The sequence below is a fragment of the Kosakonia sp. WA-90 genome (assembly GCF_039871955.1).
GTDB classification, from domain to species: domain Bacteria; phylum Pseudomonadota; class Gammaproteobacteria; order Enterobacterales; family Enterobacteriaceae; genus Kosakonia; species Kosakonia oryzendophytica.
In genome coordinates, this window is the sequence record NZ_JBDPLJ010000004.1 from 90,092 (window position 1) to 109,712 (window position 19,621).

Annotated in this window: 20 protein-coding genes and 3 tRNA genes; 14 read left to right on the forward strand and 9 right to left on the reverse strand. The window is 53.6% G+C overall.

Translation table 11 applies throughout. The annotated features are described in order from the left end of the window. Nucleotides 1-29: 29 nt before the first annotated feature. Nucleotides 30-1,094, reverse strand: coding sequence for a GGDEF domain-containing protein (locus ABGA49_RS09325; RefSeq protein WP_061497906.1), 1,065 nt, complete (start codon nucleotides 1,092-1,094; stop codon nucleotides 30-32). Nucleotides 1,095-1,310: 216 nt separating this feature from the next. Between ABGA49_RS09325 and ABGA49_RS09330 the strand changes: the two genes are divergently transcribed. Beyond that, nucleotides 1,311-1,589, forward strand: a complete 279-nt coding sequence (locus ABGA49_RS09330) for a DUF1435 domain-containing protein (RefSeq protein WP_088237350.1) — start codon at nucleotides 1,311-1,313, stop codon at nucleotides 1,587-1,589. A 33-nt stretch (nucleotides 1,590-1,622) separates the two neighbouring features. On the opposite strand, the gene ABGA49_RS09335 is transcribed toward ABGA49_RS09330, so the two are convergent. The 4 genes from ABGA49_RS09335 to rsmC form a co-directional block, all read right to left on the reverse strand. After that, nucleotides 1,623-1,709 (reverse strand) — tRNA-Leu (locus ABGA49_RS09335). Nucleotides 1,710-1,740: 31 nt separating this feature from the next. Beyond that, nucleotides 1,741-1,827 (reverse strand) — tRNA-Leu (locus ABGA49_RS09340). A gap of 28 nt (nucleotides 1,828-1,855) precedes the next feature. Next, nucleotides 1,856-1,942, reverse strand: a tRNA-Leu gene (locus ABGA49_RS09345). A gap of 166 nt (nucleotides 1,943-2,108) precedes the next feature. Beyond that, complete coding sequence (gene rsmC / locus ABGA49_RS09350) at nucleotides 2,109-3,137, reverse strand: 16S rRNA (guanine(1207)-N(2))-methyltransferase RsmC (RefSeq protein WP_347665477.1); 1,029 nt, start codon at nucleotides 3,135-3,137, stop codon at nucleotides 2,109-2,111. 261 nt (nucleotides 3,138-3,398) lie between these two features. Between rsmC and ABGA49_RS09355 the strand changes: the two genes are divergently transcribed. The 8 genes from ABGA49_RS09355 (at nucleotide 3,399) to ABGA49_RS09390 (ending at nucleotide 9,852) form a co-directional block, all read left to right on the forward strand. Then, nucleotides 3,399-3,812, forward strand: a complete 414-nt coding sequence (locus tag ABGA49_RS09355; RefSeq protein WP_061497900.1) for a DNA polymerase III subunit psi — start codon at nucleotides 3,399-3,401, stop codon at nucleotides 3,810-3,812. Beyond that, nucleotides 3,781-4,221, forward strand: a complete 441-nt coding sequence (gene rimI / locus ABGA49_RS09360; RefSeq protein ID WP_061497898.1) for a ribosomal protein S18-alanine N-acetyltransferase — start codon at nucleotides 3,781-3,783, stop codon at nucleotides 4,219-4,221. The genes ABGA49_RS09355 and rimI overlap by 32 nt, the downstream gene beginning before the upstream one ends. 16 nt (nucleotides 4,222-4,237) lie before the next feature. Continuing rightward, a complete protein-coding gene (gene yjjG, locus ABGA49_RS09365; RefSeq protein ID WP_347665478.1) occupies nucleotides 4,238-4,915 on the forward strand; it encodes a pyrimidine 5'-nucleotidase in 678 nt (225 codons plus the stop codon). Between the two features lie 92 nt (nucleotides 4,916-5,007). Next, on the forward strand, nucleotides 5,008-6,597 hold the full coding sequence (gene prfC / locus ABGA49_RS09370) for a peptide chain release factor 3 (RefSeq protein WP_061497893.1): 1,590 nt from the start codon (nucleotides 5,008-5,010) through the stop codon (nucleotides 6,595-6,597). A 385-nt stretch (nucleotides 6,598-6,982) separates the two neighbouring features. Further along, nucleotides 6,983-7,600 (forward strand): molecular chaperone OsmY, encoded by a 618-nt coding sequence (osmY, locus tag ABGA49_RS09375; RefSeq protein ID WP_061497892.1) that lies wholly within the window; start codon nucleotides 6,983-6,985, stop codon nucleotides 7,598-7,600. 128 nt (nucleotides 7,601-7,728) lie between these two features. Beyond that, nucleotides 7,729-7,890, forward strand: coding sequence for a DUF1328 family protein (locus ABGA49_RS09380; RefSeq protein WP_007373037.1), 162 nt, complete (start codon nucleotides 7,729-7,731; stop codon nucleotides 7,888-7,890). Nucleotides 7,891-8,008: 118 nt separating this feature from the next. Continuing rightward, a complete protein-coding gene (locus ABGA49_RS09385; protein ID WP_061497889.1) occupies nucleotides 8,009-9,073 on the forward strand; it encodes a patatin family protein in 1,065 nt (354 codons plus the stop codon). Beyond that, nucleotides 9,070-9,852 (forward strand): TatD family hydrolase, encoded by a 783-nt coding sequence (locus tag ABGA49_RS09390; protein WP_347665479.1) that lies wholly within the window; start codon nucleotides 9,070-9,072, stop codon nucleotides 9,850-9,852. Before ABGA49_RS09385 ends, ABGA49_RS09390 begins: the two co-directional genes overlap by 4 nt. Here the strand turns inward: ABGA49_RS09390 and ABGA49_RS09395 are convergent. Then, nucleotides 9,841-10,704, reverse strand: coding sequence for a YjjW family glycine radical enzyme activase (locus ABGA49_RS09395; protein WP_347665480.1), 864 nt, complete (start codon nucleotides 10,702-10,704; stop codon nucleotides 9,841-9,843). The genes ABGA49_RS09390 and ABGA49_RS09395 overlap by 12 nt on opposite strands. Then, on the reverse strand, nucleotides 10,676-12,226 hold the full coding sequence (locus ABGA49_RS09400; RefSeq protein ID WP_347665481.1) for a YjjI family glycine radical enzyme: 1,551 nt from the start codon (nucleotides 12,224-12,226) through the stop codon (nucleotides 10,676-10,678). The genes ABGA49_RS09395 and ABGA49_RS09400 overlap by 29 nt, the downstream gene beginning before the upstream one ends. 252 nt (nucleotides 12,227-12,478) lie before the next feature. Between ABGA49_RS09400 and deoC the strand changes: the two genes are divergently transcribed. The 4 genes from deoC (at nucleotide 12,479) to deoD (ending at nucleotide 16,735) form a co-directional block, all read left to right on the forward strand. Continuing rightward, nucleotides 12,479-13,258 carry a deoxyribose-phosphate aldolase gene (gene deoC, locus ABGA49_RS09405; RefSeq protein WP_061497882.1) on the forward strand — a complete coding sequence of 260 codons (780 nt, stop codon included), beginning with the start codon at nucleotides 12,479-12,481 and terminating at the stop codon, nucleotides 13,256-13,258. A gap of 96 nt (nucleotides 13,259-13,354) precedes the next feature. After that, on the forward strand, nucleotides 13,355-14,677 hold the full coding sequence (gene deoA / locus ABGA49_RS09410) for a thymidine phosphorylase (RefSeq protein WP_061497880.1): 1,323 nt from the start codon (nucleotides 13,355-13,357) through the stop codon (nucleotides 14,675-14,677). A 51-nt stretch (nucleotides 14,678-14,728) separates the two neighbouring features. After that, nucleotides 14,729-15,952 (forward strand): phosphopentomutase, encoded by a 1,224-nt coding sequence (gene deoB / locus ABGA49_RS09415; RefSeq protein WP_347665482.1) that lies wholly within the window; start codon nucleotides 14,729-14,731, stop codon nucleotides 15,950-15,952. 63 nt (nucleotides 15,953-16,015) lie between these two features. Beyond that, nucleotides 16,016-16,735, forward strand: a complete 720-nt coding sequence (deoD, locus tag ABGA49_RS09420) for a purine-nucleoside phosphorylase (RefSeq protein WP_061497876.1) — start codon at nucleotides 16,016-16,018, stop codon at nucleotides 16,733-16,735. Nucleotides 16,736-16,818: 83 nt separating this feature from the next. On the opposite strand, the gene lplA is transcribed toward deoD, so the two are convergent. Both lplA and ABGA49_RS09430 read right to left on the reverse strand, forming a co-directional pair. Continuing rightward, nucleotides 16,819-17,835, reverse strand: a complete 1,017-nt coding sequence (gene lplA, locus ABGA49_RS09425; protein ID WP_061497874.1) for a lipoate--protein ligase LplA — start codon at nucleotides 17,833-17,835, stop codon at nucleotides 16,819-16,821. A gap of 49 nt (nucleotides 17,836-17,884) precedes the next feature. After that, nucleotides 17,885-18,529 carry a YtjB family periplasmic protein gene (locus ABGA49_RS09430; RefSeq protein ID WP_061497872.1) on the reverse strand — a complete coding sequence of 215 codons (645 nt, stop codon included), beginning with the start codon at nucleotides 18,527-18,529 and terminating at the stop codon, nucleotides 17,885-17,887. 118 nt (nucleotides 18,530-18,647) lie between these two features. Between ABGA49_RS09430 and serB the strand changes: the two genes are divergently transcribed. Continuing rightward, a complete protein-coding gene (serB, locus tag ABGA49_RS09435; RefSeq protein ID WP_061497870.1) occupies nucleotides 18,648-19,619 on the forward strand; it encodes a phosphoserine phosphatase in 972 nt (323 codons plus the stop codon). The last annotated feature ends 2 nt before the right edge of the window (nucleotides 19,620-19,621 follow it).

Genomic DNA, 19,621 nt, shown 5'->3' on the forward strand with positions numbered 1-19,621 from the left:
GTTTATCGTAAAGTTAGCGCGGGAGCGCCTCAGGCAGGCTGTAATTCTTCACTTACGAGGATGTTGTTGCGCCCCATATGTTTGGCTTCATACAGCGCTTTATCGGCACGGGAAAGAGACGCTTCGATATCATTACCCAGCAATGGCGCAATCCCGATACTGACGGTGACGTTTGTGGCGACGCTTTCATTAAACATATGCGGAATTTTCAGATCATACACCTGCTGGCGAATACGTTCAGCGGTACGGCGTGCATCTTCCTGTTCTGCGTTATTAAGCAGGATCATAAATTCTTCGCCACCGAAGCGGGCAACAATATCGCGTGAGCGTACGGCATTGCGCAAGGCGGCAGAGACACGGATGAGCGCCTGATCCCCCATCATGTGGCCGTAATGATCGTTATAAGCTTTAAAGTGATCGATATCGAGAAGCAGCACATAGCGAGGGCTATCATCTACCGCCAGCATATTGTCGAGTTTATGCTGCAAACCACGGCGGTTGTACAAACCGGTCAGCGGATCCAGCATGCTCAAATCATTGAGTGTTTTGCGCTCCTGCATCAGCCGATTCATTAATGCCTGGGCAAAATGATCATTACGCTTTTGAATTGCATGCTGAATAGAGATGCCCAAAACCGGCAGTGCAAAAGAGTAGATCATTCTGAATTCGTTCTCTCCACTGCTTAGCCACAAACAGCTGACGAATACCGGTAACGAGTGAAATAAAAAGGCGAGGATATTATTTGAAAATGCAATGGTGCCTATAAACAGGATGCTCAACAAGGCGATCAGTAGAAAGGCATCAGCATTATCATTTATTAATCTGACTTTAGTGATTACATGCCACGCCCATAGACAGCCAAATATCAACGCAATAAGGGTGATATTAATTTTTCGGCTAGGAAAATAGTGGTGTAGCACTGGCAACACCAGGCTCGCCGCGAAAATGATGCATACGGGGATCGTCAGAATACGCAGGTGAGAGAGCGGCAGAGCGATGGAAAACAGCGCTGAGATCGCATTGAGTAACAGAAATAGACGCAGGGACAATCGATATTTCTTGTTACAGAGAGATTGCCAGGTTTGTAATGTCATACCTAAAAATCGTTGTTTATCCGTAATCTAACGGCGTGCTGATAGTCAAAAAAAGAAAATGTAACGCGATGAAACAGTTATCGCGAAAAATTAGTGATTTGGATTTTCATTTAAGTGGCGCTTAATTTATCACCTTACTGAATGCCTGTCATTAGAAGATGAGTGATCTTCATACTGACGCTTCGTATCGGGCTGACAAATGAGAAAACATATCATATGATATTGGTTATCATTATCGATATGAGAGATGAAAGCATGTTGCAGCGCGCGCTGGGGAGTGGATGGGGGATTGTCTTACCAGGCATTGTTGTGGCCATTCTGGCGCTTGCCGATCTGTCAGTTAATGCCTGGCGGGGAGTCATTGTGCTTGGTCTGTTGCTCACGCCAGCAATGCTGTACCACAAACGTTTACGGCATTTTGTGCTGCTGCCTTCAGGCGTTGCGCTGGTCGGTGGAATGATGCTGCTGCTGATGAATTTGAAAATGATGTTGTAACAGGAGAGTCATACAGGGAGGGTATAAGATATCTGGTGCGAGGGGGGGGACTTGAACCCCCACGTCCGTAAGGACACTAACACCTGAAGCTAGCGCGTCTACCAATTCCGCCACCTTCGCACAGTCATCTTACTTTTTGATATTGCCTCGTTGGTGCGAGGGGGGGGACTTGAACCCCCACGTCCGTAAGAACACTAACACCTGAAGCTAGCGCGTCTACCAATTCCGCCACCTTCGCACAGTGCGAGCAATATCAGCGTGGTTTATGGTGCGAGGGGGGGGACTTGAACCCCCACGTCCGTAAGGACACTAACACCTGAAGCTAGCGCGTCTACCAATTCCGCCACCTTCGCATACCATCGATACTCTTGAAGTATCGCTACCACGGAGGCGCATTCTAGATGTTTTCAACTTTTCGTCAACAGTTAATTAAGCCAACGGAAGCTGATTGCTGTAAAAATGGGCGCTGAGACGCAGAGGAAGTGTAACCCGGTGAGTCGCACCCACCGGGAACAGCGATTATTTTATCGCCTGGCGTGTCATCACCGTACGGTAGACTTTAAAACGGCCGGTTTGCGCAATGACTTCATGGAAACCAAACGTCTGATCCAGTACATCCGGATACGGCAGGAAGGCGTTAGCGACAATACGCAACTCACCGCCACTGTTCAGGTGGCGAACGGCACCGCGAATCAGCGTCTGTGCAGCTTCCTGACTGGTCTGCAAACCATCGTGGAACGGCGGGTTGGAGATGATCATATCGAAACGGCCAGTCACTTCTGAGAAGACGTTGCTGGCAAACACATCCCCTTCGAAACCGTTCGCCGCCAGCGTTGCGCGACTGGCCTCTAACGCCGGAGCAGAGACGTCGCACAGCGTCAGACGCACTTTCGGCGAGTGGCTCGCCAGTACCGCCGCCAGGACACCTGCGCCGCAACCTACATCCAGCACTTTGCCCTTAGTATGCGGGGTAAAGGTCGACAACAGCAGCTGGCTGCCGACATCCAGCCCGTCGCGGCTGAACACGCCCGGTAGCGTTTTAATGGTCAAATTATCCAGTGCATATTCCCCCCAGAATTCGTCCGGGTTGAAAGCTGGCGTTTTTTCCAGGCGGCCATGATACAAACCGCAGCGGCGGGCACTGTCGACTTTGTTCAGTGGGCAATACTCTGCCAGCATCTGCTCAGCGCTGCGTACGCCGCTACGGTTCTCGCCGACCACGAATATGTCGGCACCCACAGGCAGCAAGGAAAGCAGATTCATCAACTGAAACTGTGCTTCCGGTTTGTTCTTCGGCCAGTAATAAACCAGCGTATCGCAATCGCCAACCGTTGCGCTGTCGGCAACCAGACTATAGCGAGCGTGCTCGCCCATTTGCTGGCTTAGCGTTTGCCACTGGTGAAACTGTTGAGTCCAGGCGCGGCTTTCCGCGGTGTCCAGACGAGCGGGCAGGTCATCCTGCAAATCACCGGCAAAAAGAATGCGGCTGGGTTCGAAATCATCACTGTGGCGCAGCAAGACTTCACTTGCCGGGGTAAAAGCGGACATGGGGGGTTCCTCGTTAAATTCTGGCGGCGATTATACACGTTATCCTTCACGCTGCCTCTTTGTTGGCGTCGTCTTTGGCCCCCTGTCACTTACTGGTATAAGCTCCGGGGGTTCCTCATCCTTGCCGCCTCGACGCATCGCGAATGATTGTGTGTACAGGGTGAGTATCCTTCACGCTATCTCTTTGTTGGTTGTGTCTTAATGGCGAACAGGCGCTGAGTTTGTTATATTTGCGCGCCTGACATACAGGAGTGTTTTGCTATGACTTCCCGACGCGACTGGCAATTACAGCAACTGGGCATTACCCAGTGGACTTTGCGCCATCCCGCGGTGTTGCAGGGTGAAATCGCCATCTCGTTGCCTGCGCATATCCGGTTGGTGATGGTTGCGTCCACGCTGCCGGCACTGACTGAGCCGCTGGTGAGTGATGTCTTGCGCGCGTTGACCATCACTGCGGATCAGGTCTTGCAATTGACGCCGGATCGCGTCGCGATGTTACCCCCCGGCAGTCAGTGTAATAGTTGGTTGCTGGGCGTTGATGGGCCGCTGGTGCTGGGCGGAGCACAAGTCTCAACGGCTCCGTACGATGAATTACGCGGCAACCCTGCGGCATGCGCCGCGTTATGGCAACAAATCTGCGAACATGAACACGATTTCTTCCCTCAGCACGACTGATTTAGCCCGCGCTTACGCGATTGAAACCCGGGCGCATGCTTTCCCCTGGAGCGAAAAAACACTCGCCAGCAATCAAGGTGAACGCTATCTCAACTATCGACTGATGGTGGGTGATGACATGGCGGCATTCGCCATCACCCAGGTCGTGCTGGATGAGGCCACGCTGTTCAATATTGCCGTCGATCCGGCCTGGCAACGTAAAGGATTTGGCCGACAACTGTTGGAGCATCTCATCCGCGAACTGGAATCCCGCGGCGTACTGACGCTGTGGCTGGAAGTGCGGGCCTCCAACACCGGCGCGATCGCGCTGTACGAAAGTTTAGGATTTAACGAGGCGACGATTCGTCGTAATTATTACCCCACGGCCAACGGGCGCGAGGATGCGATAATTATGGCGCTGCCTCTCTGATAATAAAGGTGATGTAATGAAATGGGACTGGATACTCTTTGATGCTGACGAAACGCTGTTTACGTTTGACGCGTTCGGTGGCTTACAACGGATGTTTCTTGACTATAGCGTGACATTTACCGATCAGGACTTTGCCGAATACCAGGCGGTCAATAAACCGCTATGGGTGGATTACCAGAACGGTGCGATTAGCGCTCTGCAACTGCAGCATCAGCGTTTTCAGGGCTGGTCTGAGCGTCTGAATGTGCCTGCAGGTTCGCTTAATGATGCGTTTCTCAACGCAATGGCCGAAATTTGCGCGCCATTGCCGGGGGCGGTATCGCTGCTTGATAGTCTGCGAGGCAAAGCGAAGCTTGGCATCATCACCAACGGATTTACCGCCTTGCAGCAAATTCGCCTGGAACGAACCGGCCTTCGCGACTATTTTGATTTATTAGTGATTTCCGAACAGGTGGGTGTCGCCAAACCCGATCCTAAAATCTTTGATTACGCACTGCAGCAGGCCGGTAACCCGGATCGTGCGCGGGTATTGATGGTGGGCGACACGGCGGAATCAGACATTCTGGGGGGGAATAACGCCGGGCTGTCGACCTGCTGGTTGAATGCGCACGATCGCGCTTTACCGGAAGGTATTAACCCAACCTGGACCGTGACCTCTCTAACCGAACTGGAGCAACTCCTGTGTAAACATTGATTGTCTGCACTCAGCCGTTGAGTACAATAGCCGCATTTTTCGTATTTCATCGCGTGGCCTGAGGCCGCGCAATTACACAGAAGATTTTCATTATGACGTTGTCTCCTTATTTTCAAGAGGTGGCGAAGCGCCGTACGTTCGCTATCATCTCGCACCCCGATGCCGGTAAAACCACCATCACTGAAAAGGTGTTGCTGTTCGGACAGGCGATCCAGACTGCCGGTACGGTAAAAGGCCGTGGTTCCAGCCAGCATGCAAAATCTGACTGGATGGAGATGGAAAAGCAACGTGGTATTTCCATTACCACCTCCGTAATGCAGTTCCCGTATAAAACCAGTCTCGTTAACCTGCTGGATACCCCCGGGCACGAAGACTTCTCCGAGGATACCTACCGTACGCTGACGGCAGTGGACTGCTGTCTGATGGTGATTGATGCCGCAAAAGGCGTTGAAGACAGGACGCGTAAGCTGATGGAAGTCACCCGTCTGCGCGACACGCCGATCCTGACGTTTATGAACAAACTTGACCGTGACATCCGCGATCCGATGGAGCTGCTGGATGAAGTGGAAAATGAGCTGAAGATTGCATGTGCGCCGATCACGTGGCCCATTGGCTGCGGCAAACTGTTCAAGGGCGTTTACCATCTTTATAAAGACGAAACCTACCTCTATCAGACCGGTAAAGGGCACACCATCCAGGAAGTCCGCATTGTTAAAGGGCTGAATAACCCCGACCTCGATAGCGCGGTGGGTGAAGACCTGGCGCAACAGCTGCGTGATGAGCTGGAACTGGTGCAAGGTGCTTCCAACGAGTTCGATAAAGAACTGTTCCTGAGCGGTGAAATGACCCCGGTATTTTTTGGTACCGCGCTGGGTAACTTTGGCGTGGATCACATGCTTGATGGTCTGGTGGAGTGGGCGCCAGCGCCGATGCCGCGTAAAACCGATACCCGTGAAGTCACTGCCAATGATGAAAAATTCACCGGTTTTGTGTTTAAGATCCAGGCCAATATGGATCCGAAACACCGCGACCGCGTGGCGTTTATGCGTGTGGTGTCCGGGCGTTATGAAAAGGGCATGAAACTGCGTCAGGTGCGTACCGGTAAAGATGTGGTGATCTCAGATGCGCTGACTTTTATGGCGGGCGATCGCTCTCATGTAGAAGAAGCCTATCCGGGCGACATTATCGGCCTGCATAACCACGGTACCATTCAGATTGGCGATACCTTCACCCAGGGCGAGATGATGAAGTTCACCGGCATTCCGAACTTTGCCCCGGAACTGTTCCGCCGTATCCGTCTGCGCGATCCGCTGAAGCAGAAACAACTGCTAAAAGGCCTTGTCCAGCTTTCTGAAGAAGGTGCGGTACAGGTCTTCCGTCCGATTGCGAATAACGACCTGATTGTTGGGGCGGTCGGTGTGCTGCAGTTCGATGTGGTGGTGTCACGCCTGAAGAGCGAGTACAACGTGGAAGCGGTGTACGAATCGGTCAACGTCGCCACCGCGCGTTGGGTTGAAGGCACTGACGTGAAGAAATTTGAGGAGTTCAAACGTAAAAACGAAATTCAGCTGGCCCTTGATGGCGGCGATAACCTGACGTATATCGCACCAACTATGGTCAACCTGAACCTCACTCAGGAACGTTATCCTGACGTCACCTTCCATAAAACCCGCGAGCACTAATCCTTGCGCGGAGCACGGTGTACGCCGTGCTCCATCACTTTTCCTGTCTTATTAGCCCGTTGCGGAAAGTTCTTAAAACCTGCCGTTTTTTCCTCTATTGCTCATTTTTTAACCGTTTGTCCGGGTTTTTTGGCAAGCGTGATCTATATTTAACAAAGTGATGACATGTTGGGTGGATAAAAGTCCTGTTCATTGCGTGTTTAATGGTCTTTTATTCACCCTTCCCATTGCGAATTGATATTAATAACTGCTTCAGGGCGATGTGTGACGGTGTTGTGACCGAAGCCATTGATTTCTGAACTGGGTGAGATTCACCACAGCAGTAGAGCAGCCACTGTTGCTGCTTGTAGCCCAAATTGTGGGCAAACCAATAGGAATGACATCGATGATTATGACAAGACTGAAGATTTCAAAAACTCTGCTGGCTGTGATGCTGGGCTCGGCTTTGGCAAGTGGTTCAGTCCTCGCGGCAGATACCACCACTGACAAAGCGCAAAACACAGCGTCCAGTGCAGGCGAAAAAATCGATAGCTCTATGAATAAAGTCGGTGGTTTCATGGATGACAGCTCCATCACCGCAAAAGTAAAAGCGGCGCTGGTGGATCATGAGAGCATTAAGAGCACCGATATTTCCGTCAAAACCGAGAAAAAGGTGGTTACGCTGAGCGGCTTTGTTGAGAGCCAGGCGCAGGCTGAACAGGCTGTTGCCGTGGCCAAAGGCGTGGAAGGCGTAGCGTCCGTCAGCGATAAGCTGCACGTTCGTGACGGTAAAAATCAATCAGTAAAAGGTTACGCGGGTGATACCGCAACAACCAGTGAAATCAAAGCCAAACTGCTGGCAGACGACGTTGTACCTTCCCGTAAGGTGAAAGTCGAAACCACTGATGGTGTGGTGCAGTTATCCGGTACGGTAGATTCACAAGCCCAAAGTGAACGCGCGGAAAGTATCGCCAAAGCAATAGATGGCGTTAAAAGCGTGAAAAACGATCTCAAAGTTAAGTAACGGTTCCTCAAAATGTCACAGCCCGGCGCTTGCCGGGTATGACCAACACGTACCCGGAAAACCGCGAGTGAGCATCCTGAGCGCTCACTTTATAGCGGTCGACATTAACTATGGTAAAGGAGAGTCTTATGTTTCGTTGGGGCATTATATTTCTGGTTATCGCGTTAATTGCCGCCGCCCTGGGTTTTGGTGGTCTTGCAGGTACGGCCGCAGGCGCAGCAAAAATTGTCTTCATCGTCGGTATTATCCTGTTCCTGGTTAGCCTGTTCATGGGCCGCCGGCGTCCATAGCGTATTACACGCTTAAATTTCGGTTACATTAAAGCCAGTCCCTGTGACTGGCTTTGCTGTATCAGCAGGGGAATAATTGCGTTACTTTGTGCGATAACGCATCAGAAAGGAAAGCAGAGTGGGGCAGTATATTCCCGTAACGCTCGGCAACATTGCGCCGCTGGCGTTAAAACCATTTCGTCCCGGTCGTCTCGCACTGGTATGCGAAGGCGGCGGTCAGCGTGGCATCTTCACCGCCGGGGTGCTGGATGAGTTCATGCGCGCGGAATTTAACCCTTTCGATCTCTACTTTGGCACGTCTGCCGGTGCGCAGAATCTTTCAGCCTATGTTTGTAACCAGCCAGGCTATGCGCGCAAAGTCATTATGCGCTACACCACCAAACGGGACTTTTTTGATCCGGTGCGGTTTGTCCGTGGCGGTAACCTTATCGATCTCGACTGGCTGGTCGAGTCCACATCAAGCCGGATGCCTCTGGCGATGGATCACGCTGCCCGCGCCTTTGACACAGGTAAGGCCTTTTATATGTGTGCCTGTCGCCAGGATGACTATACGGCAGAATATTTCTCCCCGACGCATCAAACATGGCTGGATTTGATTCGCGCCTCCAGCGCTATCCCCGGCTTTTACCGTCCGGGTGTCATGCTGGACGGGGTAAACTATCTGGACGGCGGCGTCAGCGATGCCATCCCGGTGCAGGAAGCGGCGAAACGCGGAGCAAAAACGATCGTGGTGATCCGCACGGTGCCCTCGCAGATGTACTATACGCCGCAGTGGTTTAAGCGGATGGAACGCTGGTTGGGAGAAAGCAGTCTTCAGTCGCTGGTCAATCTGGTGCAGCATCATGAGAAAAGCTATTTAGCGATTCAGAAATTTATCGAAACCCCGCCGGGTAAGTTGCGTATTTTCGAAATCTATCCTCCAAAACTGTTGCATAGCATGGCATTAGGCAGCCGTTTACCTGCGCTGCGCGACGACTATAAACTTGGCCGGTTGTGCGGGCGTTATTTCCTCGCTACGGTGGGTAAACTGCTGGCGGAGACGCCGCCGATCATGCGCCACCCGCCCGTGCCTGCGACCCGTGTGGTGCCGCCAGCACCGGTGGCTAACGATGCTATTGATACGCCGCTGGTTATTGCACCGCAAGCCAATGATTTTCCCATTAATAAAGAGGATACGGCGTGAGTTTTCGCTTTATCGATACGCACTGCCATTTTGATTTTCCGCCCTTTACCGGAGATGAAGCCGCCAGCATTGCCCGCGCAGCCGAGGTGGGCGTTGAGCGCATTATTGTTCCGGCCATCAGTGCAGACTACTTTGCCCGCGTTTGTGATTTGGCTTCTCAGCACACCGCGCTCTACGCCGCGCTGGGGCTGCACCCGATTGTAATTGAAGCACATACGTCGGAAAGCCTTGAAAAACTGGCGCATTACCTTGCCGCAAAGCCGGAAAAGGTGGTGGCGATAGGGGAGATTGGCCTCGATCTGTACCGTGATGATCCGCAGTTTAGTCGCCAGCAGCAGTTTCTGGATGCGCAACTACAACTGGCGAAACGCTTCGATTTACCGGTGATCCTCCACTCCCGTCGTACCCATGACAAACTGGCGATGCATCTGAAAAAACAGGATCTGCCGCGCCGGGGCGTGGTACATGGCTTTGCCGGAAGTTTACAGCAGGCGCAGCGCTTTATTGAATTGGGCTACTGCATCGGCGTGGGTGGCACCATAACCTATCCGCGCGCCAGTAAAACCCGCGACGTTATGGCGCGTTTACCGTTGTCTGCGCTGTTGCTGGAAACCGATGCCCCGGATATGCCGCTCAATGGTTTTCAGGGGCAACCTAATCGTCCGGAACAGGCGGCGCGGGTCTTTGACACACTCTGTGAACTGCGCCCGGAAGCACCCGATGTCATCGCACAGGCGTTGCTGGAGAATACGCGCCGGCTCTTTTCATTAGAGATATAGCGCCGGGAGCAGCACCGTTGTGACGCCACGTGCCAGCAGCGCGTCGGCCAGGGGTTCAATATCGTCGGCAGTTGCGCTGCGCCATGTTGCTGCCGTGCCGTAAACGCCGTGGCGATGAAACGCATTCAGACGTACGGGTACATTCCCTAACTGGTGGATAAACGCGGTAAGCGCATCAATGTGCGTCAGATAATCGCAGTGCTCCGGGATCAGTAGCAGGCGCAGCTCCACAAGCTTATTTTCGGCTGCCAGCAGGCGCAGACTGGTTTTTACCTGCGTATTCTCTCGCCCGGTAAGAAAACGGTGATGCTCGTTGCTCCAGGCTTTCAGATCGATCATTGCGCCATCACACACCGGTAACAGCTTACGCCAGCCGGTTTCACTGAGCAGACCATTGCTGTCCACCAGATTTTTCAGATGGTGTAATGACGGATCCGCACGCATTGCGGTAAACAGCGCATGCAGAAACGGTAGCTGCAACGTGGCTTCGCCGCCGCTTACCGTGAGGCCTTCAATAAACAGTGCGGCGTTACGGATGTGAGCCAGTACGGCGTCCACACTCATTAGCTGCGCCATGGGCGTGGCCTGTTGTGGGCACCCATGCAGACAGGTGTCGCACTGCTGGCAAATATGCGCATGCCATTGAACCTGGCCGCCCGCCAGCGTTAATGCTTGGTGCGGGCAAGTGGGCACGCATTCACCACAGTGATTACAACGCCCGATTGTCCACGGATTATGGCAGTTCTTACAGCGCATATTGCAGCCCTGTAAGAACAACGCCAGGCGGCTTCCCGGACCGTCGACGCAGGAAAAGGGGATGATCTTACTGACGAAAGCGCATCTGCTGTTCATAGCTTATTACGCGGGGTTGTCGTTCAAGGATGTGTGTGTTGCGTGCAGCTTCTTCACCCAACCAGGTGGTATTCGTTCGTGAACCCTCGGCGCGGTATTTTTCCAGATCCGAGAGGCGGACCATATAACCGGTGACCCGCACCAGGTCGTTGCCCTGCACATTAGCGGTGAACTCGCGCATCCCCGCTTTGAATGCGCCAAGGCACAATTGCACCAGCGCTTGTGGGTTACGCTTGATGGTCTCATCGAGCGTCAAAATGTCGCTGATACCTGCCTTGTACCATGCGTGGTGCGGCGCGACGGTCAGTAAATGTGTGATCGGATCTGGCTCCTCGCCATACGGCAGACGCGCCCCCGGCGTAGTACCCACATCGGAGCTGATGCCGGACTGCGCATGTAACATCGCGCGTTGTCGCCAGCCATGTTTCACCGGCGTGTTTTCTACAAAATCCGCCAGTTGTTTGCTTATGCGGTAGCCAAGGGCGTTGGCTTGTTCATCTTTGCCGTAGCGTGCGCCCGGCAGGCTTTTCTCACACAGAACGTTTACCGCTTCTGCTAACCCATACATACCAAACATGGGCACAAAACGATTGGCGTCGATCAGACCCTCCCGCACCAGGAAGCTATGCTCAAAGAAACCAGATTGCTGGTAGAGAAAGTCACAGCGGGCATCAATGATGGCGATTTGTTGACGGCAGTAGTGGGGAAGCTGGCGGCTGAAAAAATCCTCCAGCGAGTCACTGCGTTGAGCGATGACTTTCAGATTGAGCCGCACCAGTGTGCTACCGCCGCCGCCCAGAGGCAGGGAATTGTAACAACTGACGATGCCATAACCGCCTTTTGTGAAAATATTATCATTCACCGGACCATTCGCAATATGCGGTTTGCTGCAAGTACAGATATTTTTCGCAACAGTCAGCAGCAGGTCATCAGGGGTGATTTGCGGATCATAAATAAAGGTGAGGTTGGGTGAAACCTGCTGTAGATCGGCATCCGCGCGCAAAATGGCGCGGGTAATGGGCGTGTCATATGGTCCAATATTGGCGTGCATAAACGCATCCGGCAGAGTTCTGTCGAGATAGCGCCAGAAACGTTTTATTCGGATATCGACTTCTTCTTGTGTTAGAATTCTAACATATGGTTGCAGCAGGGCATCCAGTTGCCCGAGGTAAACCGGCATGGAGGTTACCGACGGAACATGGTGATAAAGGATGGTCAACAGCGAGAGAGCGTCATCCAGATCCTGAGCGCCTTCCAGTTCCAGCCAGGCGGAACCGTTGGCAAGGAATTTGGCGTAATCAGGCAGAACGTAGCGTGGTTTGTACGGGGCATGTCCCTCAAACATATCGCAGATAGCGCCCTCATCAAGCGCCGCACGGGCGGCTTCTGGCAGAGCAGGATAGGGCAAGCTGTTCTCCGCCTCCAGGGCGAGAAAATGGCGTTTTTGTTCCACCGTGAGCGTTGGGCTGGTGACAATCTGTTGGCAACGCGACAGTGATAAAGGATCAACAGTCTCGGACATTATCGTTCCTCTCCTTCCTTAAGTGGTGCAGGGAGTCTAAGAAAATCGCTGTCTGTCGCTTTTGATCCCTGCCTACAGAAACGCAACCATGGTTGTTTTGAGCTTAATAATTTGATGAATGTCTCATTGTGGTTTTGCAAAACTGCATTCAGTTTTCATTAACTGTGATGGGTGTCGAAGTGTAATGGTGGGTTAATGTTAGAATATTAACAGACCCGAACAAGAAATCGGCATTACGCCGTCGGAGAGAATATGACTGATTTAACTGCAAGCAGCCTGCGTGCGTTGAAACTGATGGACCTGACAACCCTGAACGACGATGACACCAATGAAAAAGTCATCGCGCTGTGCCATCAAGCGAAAACAGCGGTAGGCAACACGGCCGCGGTTTGTATTTACCCGCGTTTTATCCCGATTGCGCGTAAGACTCTGAACGCGCAAGGTACGCCGGATGTGCGCATCGCGACGGTCACGAACTTTCCACACGGTAATGATGATCTTGATATCGCGCTGGCTGAAACCCGTGCAGCCATTGCTTATGGCGCTGATGAAGTTGATGTGGTGTTTCCGTACCGCGCGCTGATTGCCGGAAACGAACAGATTGGTTTTGATCTGGTTAAGGCCTGTAAAGAGGCATGCGCAGCGGCGAACGTGTTGCTGAAAGTGATCATCGAAACCGGTGAATTGAAAGAGGAAGCGCTGATCCGTAAAGCCTCTGAAATTTCTATCAAAGCCGGTGCAGATTTCATCAAAACCTCTACCGGCAAAGTGCCGGTGAATGCCACCCCGGAAAGTGCGCGCATTATGCTGGAAGTGATCCGCGATATGGGCGTTGAGAAAACCGTCGGTTTTAAACCCGCAGGTGGCGTACGTACGGCAGAAGATGCGCAACAGTATCTGGCGATTGCCGACGAGCTGTTTGGCGCGGATTGGGCTGATGCCCGCCACTACCGTTTTGGCGCGTCCAGCCTGCTGGCAAGCTTGCTGAAAGCGCTGGGCCACGGCGACGGTAAAAGCGCCAGTAGCTACTGATGATTGCCTGATGGCGCTTCGCTTATCAGGCTGACCAAACCTGTATTTCGCCGGGCCGGTTCCGTGGCCCGGTCCTCTCATTCCTCAGGGGGTACCATGTTTCTCGCTCAAGAAATTATTCGAAAAAAACGCGATGGTCTCGCGCTGAGTGATGAAGAAATCCGTTTCTTTATCAACGGAATTCGCGATAACACCGTTTCCGAAGGGCAGATTGCCGCCCTCGCCATGACCATTTTCTTCCACGATATGACCATGCCGGAACGCGTGTCGCTGACCATGGCGATGCGGGATTCGGGCACCGTTCTGGACTGGAAACAGCTTGATCTCAACGGTCCGGTGGTCGACAAGCACTCCACCGGCGGTGTTGGCGACGTGACATCGTTGATGCTCGGCCCCATGGTGGCGGCCTGCGGTGGCTATATTCCGATGATCTCCGGGCGCGGCTTGGGCCATACTGGTGGCACGCTCGACAAACTGGAAGCCATTCCTGGGTTTGACATCTTCCCGGACGACCAGCGCTTCCGGGACATCATCAAAGAGGTTGGTGTAGCGATCATCGGGCAGACCAACTCCCTTGCGCCGGCGGATAAACGTTTTTATGCCACCCGCGACATTACCGCGACGGTGGACTCTATTCCGTTGATCACGGCATCGATTCTGGCCAAAAAACTGGCAGAAAGCCTGGATGCGCTGGTCATGGATGTGAAAGTTGGCAGCGGCGCATTTATGCCGACATATGCCCTTTCCGAACAACTGGCGGAGGCGATCGTGGGCGTAGCCAATGGCGCTGGCGTGCGAACGACTGCGCTGCTGACCGATATGAATCAGGTGCTGGCGTCCAGTGCGGGTAACGCAGTGGAAGTGCGCGAAGCCGTGCAGTTCCTGACCGGTGAATATCGCAATCCACGACTGTTTGATGTGACGATGGCGCTGTGCGTGGAGATGCTGATCTCCGGCAAACTGGCGAAAGACGATGCCGAGGCGCGGGCGAAGTTGCAGACGGTGCTGGATAACGGCAAAGCTGCGGAGGTATTTGGCCGCATGGTTGCCGCACAGAAAGGCCCGGTCGATTTCGTGGAAAATTACGCCAAATATCTGCCGACCGCGACGCTGAGCAAAGCGGTTTATGCCGAAGATGAAGGGTTTATCAGCGCCATGGATACCCGCGCGCTGGGCATGGCGGTGGTGTCGATGGGCGGCGGTCGTCGCCAGGCTACAGACAGCATCGATTACAGCGTTGGCTTTACAGAGATGGCCCGTTTGGGCGAGCGCGTGGATGGCCAGCGACCGCTGGCAGTGATTCATGCAAAAGACGAAGCAAGCTGGCAGGATGCGGCACAAGCCGTTAAAGCCGCGATTGTGATTGGCGACAGTGCGCCAAAAGAGACACCGACGGTCTATCGCCGCATCACCGAATAGCGATATACTGATCTGATCGCTTTTTTACAAAGCACAAGGTACGGAGAACATATGAAACGTGCATTTATTATGGTGCTGGACTCATTCGGCATCGGCGCGACTGAAGACGCGGATCGCTTTGGCGACGTGGGTTCCGATACCCTCGGTCATATTGCTGAAGTCTGTGCTAAAGGGGAAGCCGACACCGGACGTAAAGGTCCGCTGAACTTACCCAACCTTACCCGCCTGGGCCTGGCAAAGGCACATGAAGGGGCAACGGGTTTTATCCCTGCTGGGATGGACGCCAATGCGGAAATCGTCGGGGCTTATGCCTGGGCGCACGAACTCTCTTCCGGTAAAGATACGCCGTCTGGTCACTGGGAAATCGCCGGTGTGCCGGTGCTGTTTGACTGGGGTTACTTTAGCGACACCGAAAACAGCTTCCCGCAGGAACTGCTGGATAAACTGGTGGCGCGCGCTAACCTGCCAGGTTATCTCGGCAACTGCCACTCTTCCGGTACGGTGATCCTCGATCAACTGGGTGAAGAGCACATGAAAACCGGCAAACCGATTTTCTACACCTCGGCGGACTCGGTGTTCCAGATTGCTTGCCATGAAGAGACCTTTGGTCTCGATAAACTGTATGAACTGTGTGAAATTGCCCGTGAAGAGCTGACCGAAGGCGGCTATAACATTGGTCGTGTGATTGCGCGTCCGTTTATTGGTGATAAAGCGGGTAACTTCCAGCGCACTGGTAACCGTCATGATCTCGCGGTGGAACCACCGTCAGCCACCGTGCTGCAAAAACTGGTGGATGAGAAAGCGGGCCATGTGGTTTCCGTTGGCAAAATTGCCGACATCTATGCCAACTGCGGCATTACGAAAAAAGTGAAAGCCACCGGGCTGGATGCCCTGTTTGACGCAACCGTGAAAGAGATGAAAGACGCGGGTGATAAGACCATCGTCTTTACTAACTTCGTTGATTTTGACTCATCATGGGGCCATCGTCGCGATGTCGCCGGTTATGCGGGTGGTCTGGAGCTGTTCGACCGTCGTTTGCCGGAACTGATGAAGCTGGTTGGCGAAGACGATATCCTGATCCTGACGGCGGACCACGGTTGCGATCCGACCTGGAAAGGTACCGATCATACCCGTGAGCACATTCCGGTACTGGTTTACGGTCCGAAAGTGAAACCTGGCTCGCTGGGTCACCGCGAAACGTTTGCGGACATTGGCCAGACGCTGGCGAAATACTTCGGTGTGTCTGATATGGAATATGGCAAGGCCATGTTCTGATGATTTTGGGCGGGATATTCCCGCCCTTGCTGCTTTAACGACAACGACATAAAGGAATTGACGATGGCTACCCCACATATTAATGCAGAAATGGGCGATTTCGCTGACGTAGTGTTGATGCCGGGCGACCCGCTGCGCGCAAAACACATTGCCGAGACGTTCCTCGAAGACTACCGCGAAGTGAACAACGTGCGCGGCATGCTGGGTTATACCGGTACCTATAAAGGCCGCAAAATCTCCGTGATGGGCCACGGTATGGGCATTCCGTCCTGCTCTATTTATACCAAAGAGCTGATCACTGAGTTCGGTGTGAAGAAAATCATCCGCGTGGGTTCCTGCGGTGCGGTGCGTATGGACGTGAAATTGCGTGATGTGGTGATCGGGATGGGTGCATGCACGGATTCCAAAGTGAACCGCATTCGTTTCAAAGATCATGACTTTGCCGCGATCGCTGATTTCGACATGGTGCGTAATGCCGTCGATGCAGCAAAAGCGCTGGGCGTAGATGCGCGCGTGGGCAACCTGTTTTCCGCCGATCTGTTCTACTCGCCGGACGGTGAAATGTTCGACGTGATGGAAAAATATGGCGTGCTGGGCGTAGAAATGGAAGCTGCGGGTATCTACGGCGTGGCGGCGGAGTTCGGGGCGAAAGCGCTGACTATCTGCACCGTTTCCGACCATATCCGTACTCATGAGCAGACCTCTTCTGCTGAGCGTCAGACGACCTTCAACGATATGATCAAAATTGCGCTGGAATCTGTCCTGCTGGGCGACAAGGCGTAAGTTTCTCTTCTAAGGGCAGGTTCTCTGCCCTTTTTTATCTCTTCACGAAACTGTTCATGCGCATTCACCACTGTCGGGGGCTGTTAACGCACCGCGCTGGCAATCCACGCCGAAAGCTGGCGTAGCTCCTGTTCCTGTTCCGGGAAATCCACCAACAGTGCGTCACACTCCTGCGCCAGCATGTCCGCCCGGTACAGGCAGCCCTGTAAACGCGCAGCCAGCGCTTCCAGCGGTGCCGGGTTCAGGCTGTCGGTAAACACCTGCGTGCGAGTGATATGGCCTTTCTCAACGTCAAAATGCAACTCCACACCGCCCCAGCTAAAACGCTCGTCCAGCAGATGGCTAAATGCGGGAGCCTGGCCAAAGTTCCACTCCCAACTGCTCTGGCGTGCGAAGGTTTCGGCGAAATTGGGCAGATCCGGCGTTTTATCCGGCGAGATAATCTCCGCGTCTACACGCTCACCGTAGTGAGCAAAAAACGCCTCTGTCACCGCGTCGCAAATTTGCTCGTGGGTAATGCCTGGCAGCAGATCCACCAGGTTCGCCACACGCCCGCGCACGGAGGTGATACCTTTGGCTTGCAGCTTTTTTTTGTCCGGATTCAGGTAGTTAGCCAGACGACTGAGATCGGCATTTAACAGCAGGGTACCGTGGTGGAAACCCCTGTCTTTGGTTTCGCGGTATGCAGATCCAGAGACCTTGCGGTCGCCTTCTGCGGTTTTGACAACCAGATCGTTGCGCCCGGAGGCCTCCGCCACGATACCAAGCGAATTCAACGCATTGAGCACGATCGCCGTAGAGATAGTTTTATCGTATTCCGGTTTCCCGGCCATAAAGGTAAAGCAGGTATTCCCCAAATCGTGGAACACCGCACCGCCGCCGCTGCTACGACGCGCCAGGCGCACGTTGTCTTCTTCCATGCGCCGGGTATTGCACTCTTTCCACGGGTTTTGCGCCCGCCCGATCACCACCGTATCGGCATTACGCCACAGGAACAGCACCCGCTGCGTGGCGGGCATCTGACGGAAGATGCACTCTTCAACCGCCAGGTTGAACCAGGGATCATAAGAGTCAGAGATGAGCAGACGAAGCGTCGACATAGCAGATTTCCTTTCTGTAACATTCAGTTATCTTACCGGAGGCGGACCACTACTCTTTCTTTTCGGGTTCTTCTTCTTCCGGTACGGATTTGTTCGCCGTCAGCAAGAACGGCGATTGCTGCCAGCGGGTGCGTTTACCCTGTAATAAGGTGCGCGCCAGAATCACACCAATCGCCAGCGAGAGTAGTAGCATCAGGCGCAGAATATTGGTGGTGTTATCCACCTGTTTCGCCTCGGTCGCCAGCGTGTGTGTATCCAGCGTCAGGCGCAGGTAGCCCAGAGGACCGCTTTTACCCTGAATGGGTTCGACGATCTGTTGATTAAAGTAACCGCCCGCTTTTTTGCCATCCAGCGCCAGTCGGTCGCGGACATCAATGCTTTCGCCGGAACGTGCAACCAGATCGCCTTCGGCATCGTATACGCCCGCATCAAGGATGCGGCTCTCTTCGGTTAACTGATGCAGCACGATGCCGATGCGTTTTTCATCCGGGGTTTCGGTGCGCATCAACGGCGCGAGATTGAGCGTCACCTGGCGCGCCAGCGTTCTCGCCAGCTCTTCAAGCTGCGGGTTACGCTGGCGTTGGTGGTTTTGACTGAACCAGGACGCGCCCTGCATGAGCGCCACCAGTAACGCCAGACAGATCAGCACTGTCACTGCGCGGTGCAGTCGAAATTTAAGTTTTGCGCGAGCCATATTCCACCTGTTGAAAATTTAAGGCTTAATGTTGCCAGAAGCGCTGGTTACAAGGTAGCCTCATGCGTTATTTTCCCCTCCGATGCTTTCTGGCGCGAACGTTTTTACAGGAGCTTTAATGCCGAACAGTTTGACCTGGTGCGATCTGCCCGATGATGTTTCTCAGTGGCCGGGATTGCCGCTCTCTTTAAGTGGTGATGAGGTTATGCCTCTGGACTATCATGCTGGTCGTAGCGGCTGGCTTCTGTATGGGCGTCATCTGGACAAACAACGCCTGACAACCTACCAGCGTAAACTGGGTGCCGCCATGGTGATCGTCGCGGCCTGGGATGTGGAAGATTACCAGGTGATCCGACTGGCAGGATCATTAACGCCGCGCGCTTCCCGACTGGCGCACGATGAAGGCATGGACGTTGCGCCGCTGGGGAAAATCCCGCACTTGCGCTCGCCTGGGCTGCTGGTGATGGATATGGATTCCACCGCGATCCAGATTGAGTGTATTGATGAAATCGCCAAACTGGCAGGAACGGGTGAAATGGTGGCGGAAGTCACCGAGCGCGCGATGCGCGGCGAGCTGGATTTTACCGCCAGCCTGCGCAGCCGCGTGGCAACGCTGAAAGGTGCGGATGCCAATATTCTGTTGCAGGTCCGCGAAAAACTGCCGCTGATGCCGGGGTTGGTGCAACTGGTGTTGAAGCTGGAAACGCTGGGCTGGAAAGTGGCGATCGCCTCCGGCGGTTTTACTTTTTTTGCGGATTACCTGCGTGACAAACTGCGCCTGACGGCGGCAGTGGCGAACGAACTGGAGATCATGGACGGCAAATTTACCGGCCAGGTGCTGGGGGACATTGTCGATGCGCAATATAAAGCCAGAACCCTGAAACGCCTGGCGGAAGAGCACGAGATCCCAACGGCGCAGACGGTCGCGATTGGCGATGGAGCGAACGATCTGCCGATGATCAAAGCCGCCGGGTTGGGTATTGCTTTCCATGCCAAGCCAAAGGTGAATGAAAAGGCGGAAATTACCATCCGTCACGCAGATCTGATGGGCGTATTCTGTATTCTTTCCGGCAGTATCAATAAGAAATAGAG

What these genes read in the sequence shown, in the direction of transcription:
- ABGA49_RS09325 (WP_061497906.1), bottom strand. Translation starts at nt 1,094, where the DNA reads ATGACATTACAAACCTGGCAATCTCTCTGTAACAAGAAATATCGATTG.
- ABGA49_RS09330 (WP_088237350.1), top strand. Translation starts at nt 1,311, where the DNA reads ATGATATTGGTTATCATTATCGATATGAGAGATGAAAGCATGTTGCAG.
- rsmC (WP_347665477.1), bottom strand. Translation starts at nt 3,137, where the DNA reads ATGTCCGCTTTTACCCCGGCAAGTGAAGTCTTGCTGCGCCACAGTGAT.
- ABGA49_RS09355 (WP_061497900.1), top strand. Translation starts at nt 3,399, where the DNA reads ATGACTTCCCGACGCGACTGGCAATTACAGCAACTGGGCATTACCCAG.
- rimI (WP_061497898.1), top strand. Translation starts at nt 3,781, where the DNA reads ATGAACACGATTTCTTCCCTCAGCACGACTGATTTAGCCCGCGCTTAC.
- yjjG (WP_347665478.1), top strand. Translation starts at nt 4,238, where the DNA reads ATGAAATGGGACTGGATACTCTTTGATGCTGACGAAACGCTGTTTACG.
- prfC (WP_061497893.1), top strand. Translation starts at nt 5,008, where the DNA reads ATGACGTTGTCTCCTTATTTTCAAGAGGTGGCGAAGCGCCGTACGTTC.
- osmY (WP_061497892.1), top strand. Translation starts at nt 6,983, where the DNA reads ATGATTATGACAAGACTGAAGATTTCAAAAACTCTGCTGGCTGTGATG.
- ABGA49_RS09380 (WP_007373037.1), top strand. Translation starts at nt 7,729, where the DNA reads ATGTTTCGTTGGGGCATTATATTTCTGGTTATCGCGTTAATTGCCGCC.
- ABGA49_RS09395 (WP_347665480.1), bottom strand. Translation starts at nt 10,704, where the DNA reads ATGAACAGCAGATGCGCTTTCGTCAGTAAGATCATCCCCTTTTCCTGC.
- ABGA49_RS09400 (WP_347665481.1), bottom strand. Translation starts at nt 12,226, where the DNA reads ATGTCCGAGACTGTTGATCCTTTATCACTGTCGCGTTGCCAACAGATT.
- deoC (WP_061497882.1), top strand. Translation starts at nt 12,479, where the DNA reads ATGACTGATTTAACTGCAAGCAGCCTGCGTGCGTTGAAACTGATGGAC.
- deoA (WP_061497880.1), top strand. Translation starts at nt 13,355, where the DNA reads ATGTTTCTCGCTCAAGAAATTATTCGAAAAAAACGCGATGGTCTCGCG.
- deoB (WP_347665482.1), top strand. Translation starts at nt 14,729, where the DNA reads ATGAAACGTGCATTTATTATGGTGCTGGACTCATTCGGCATCGGCGCG.
- deoD (WP_061497876.1), top strand. Translation starts at nt 16,016, where the DNA reads ATGGCTACCCCACATATTAATGCAGAAATGGGCGATTTCGCTGACGTA.
- lplA (WP_061497874.1), bottom strand. Translation starts at nt 17,835, where the DNA reads ATGTCGACGCTTCGTCTGCTCATCTCTGACTCTTATGATCCCTGGTTC.
- ABGA49_RS09430 (WP_061497872.1), bottom strand. Translation starts at nt 18,529, where the DNA reads ATGGCTCGCGCAAAACTTAAATTTCGACTGCACCGCGCAGTGACAGTG.
- serB (WP_061497870.1), top strand. Translation starts at nt 18,648, where the DNA reads ATGCCGAACAGTTTGACCTGGTGCGATCTGCCCGATGATGTTTCTCAG.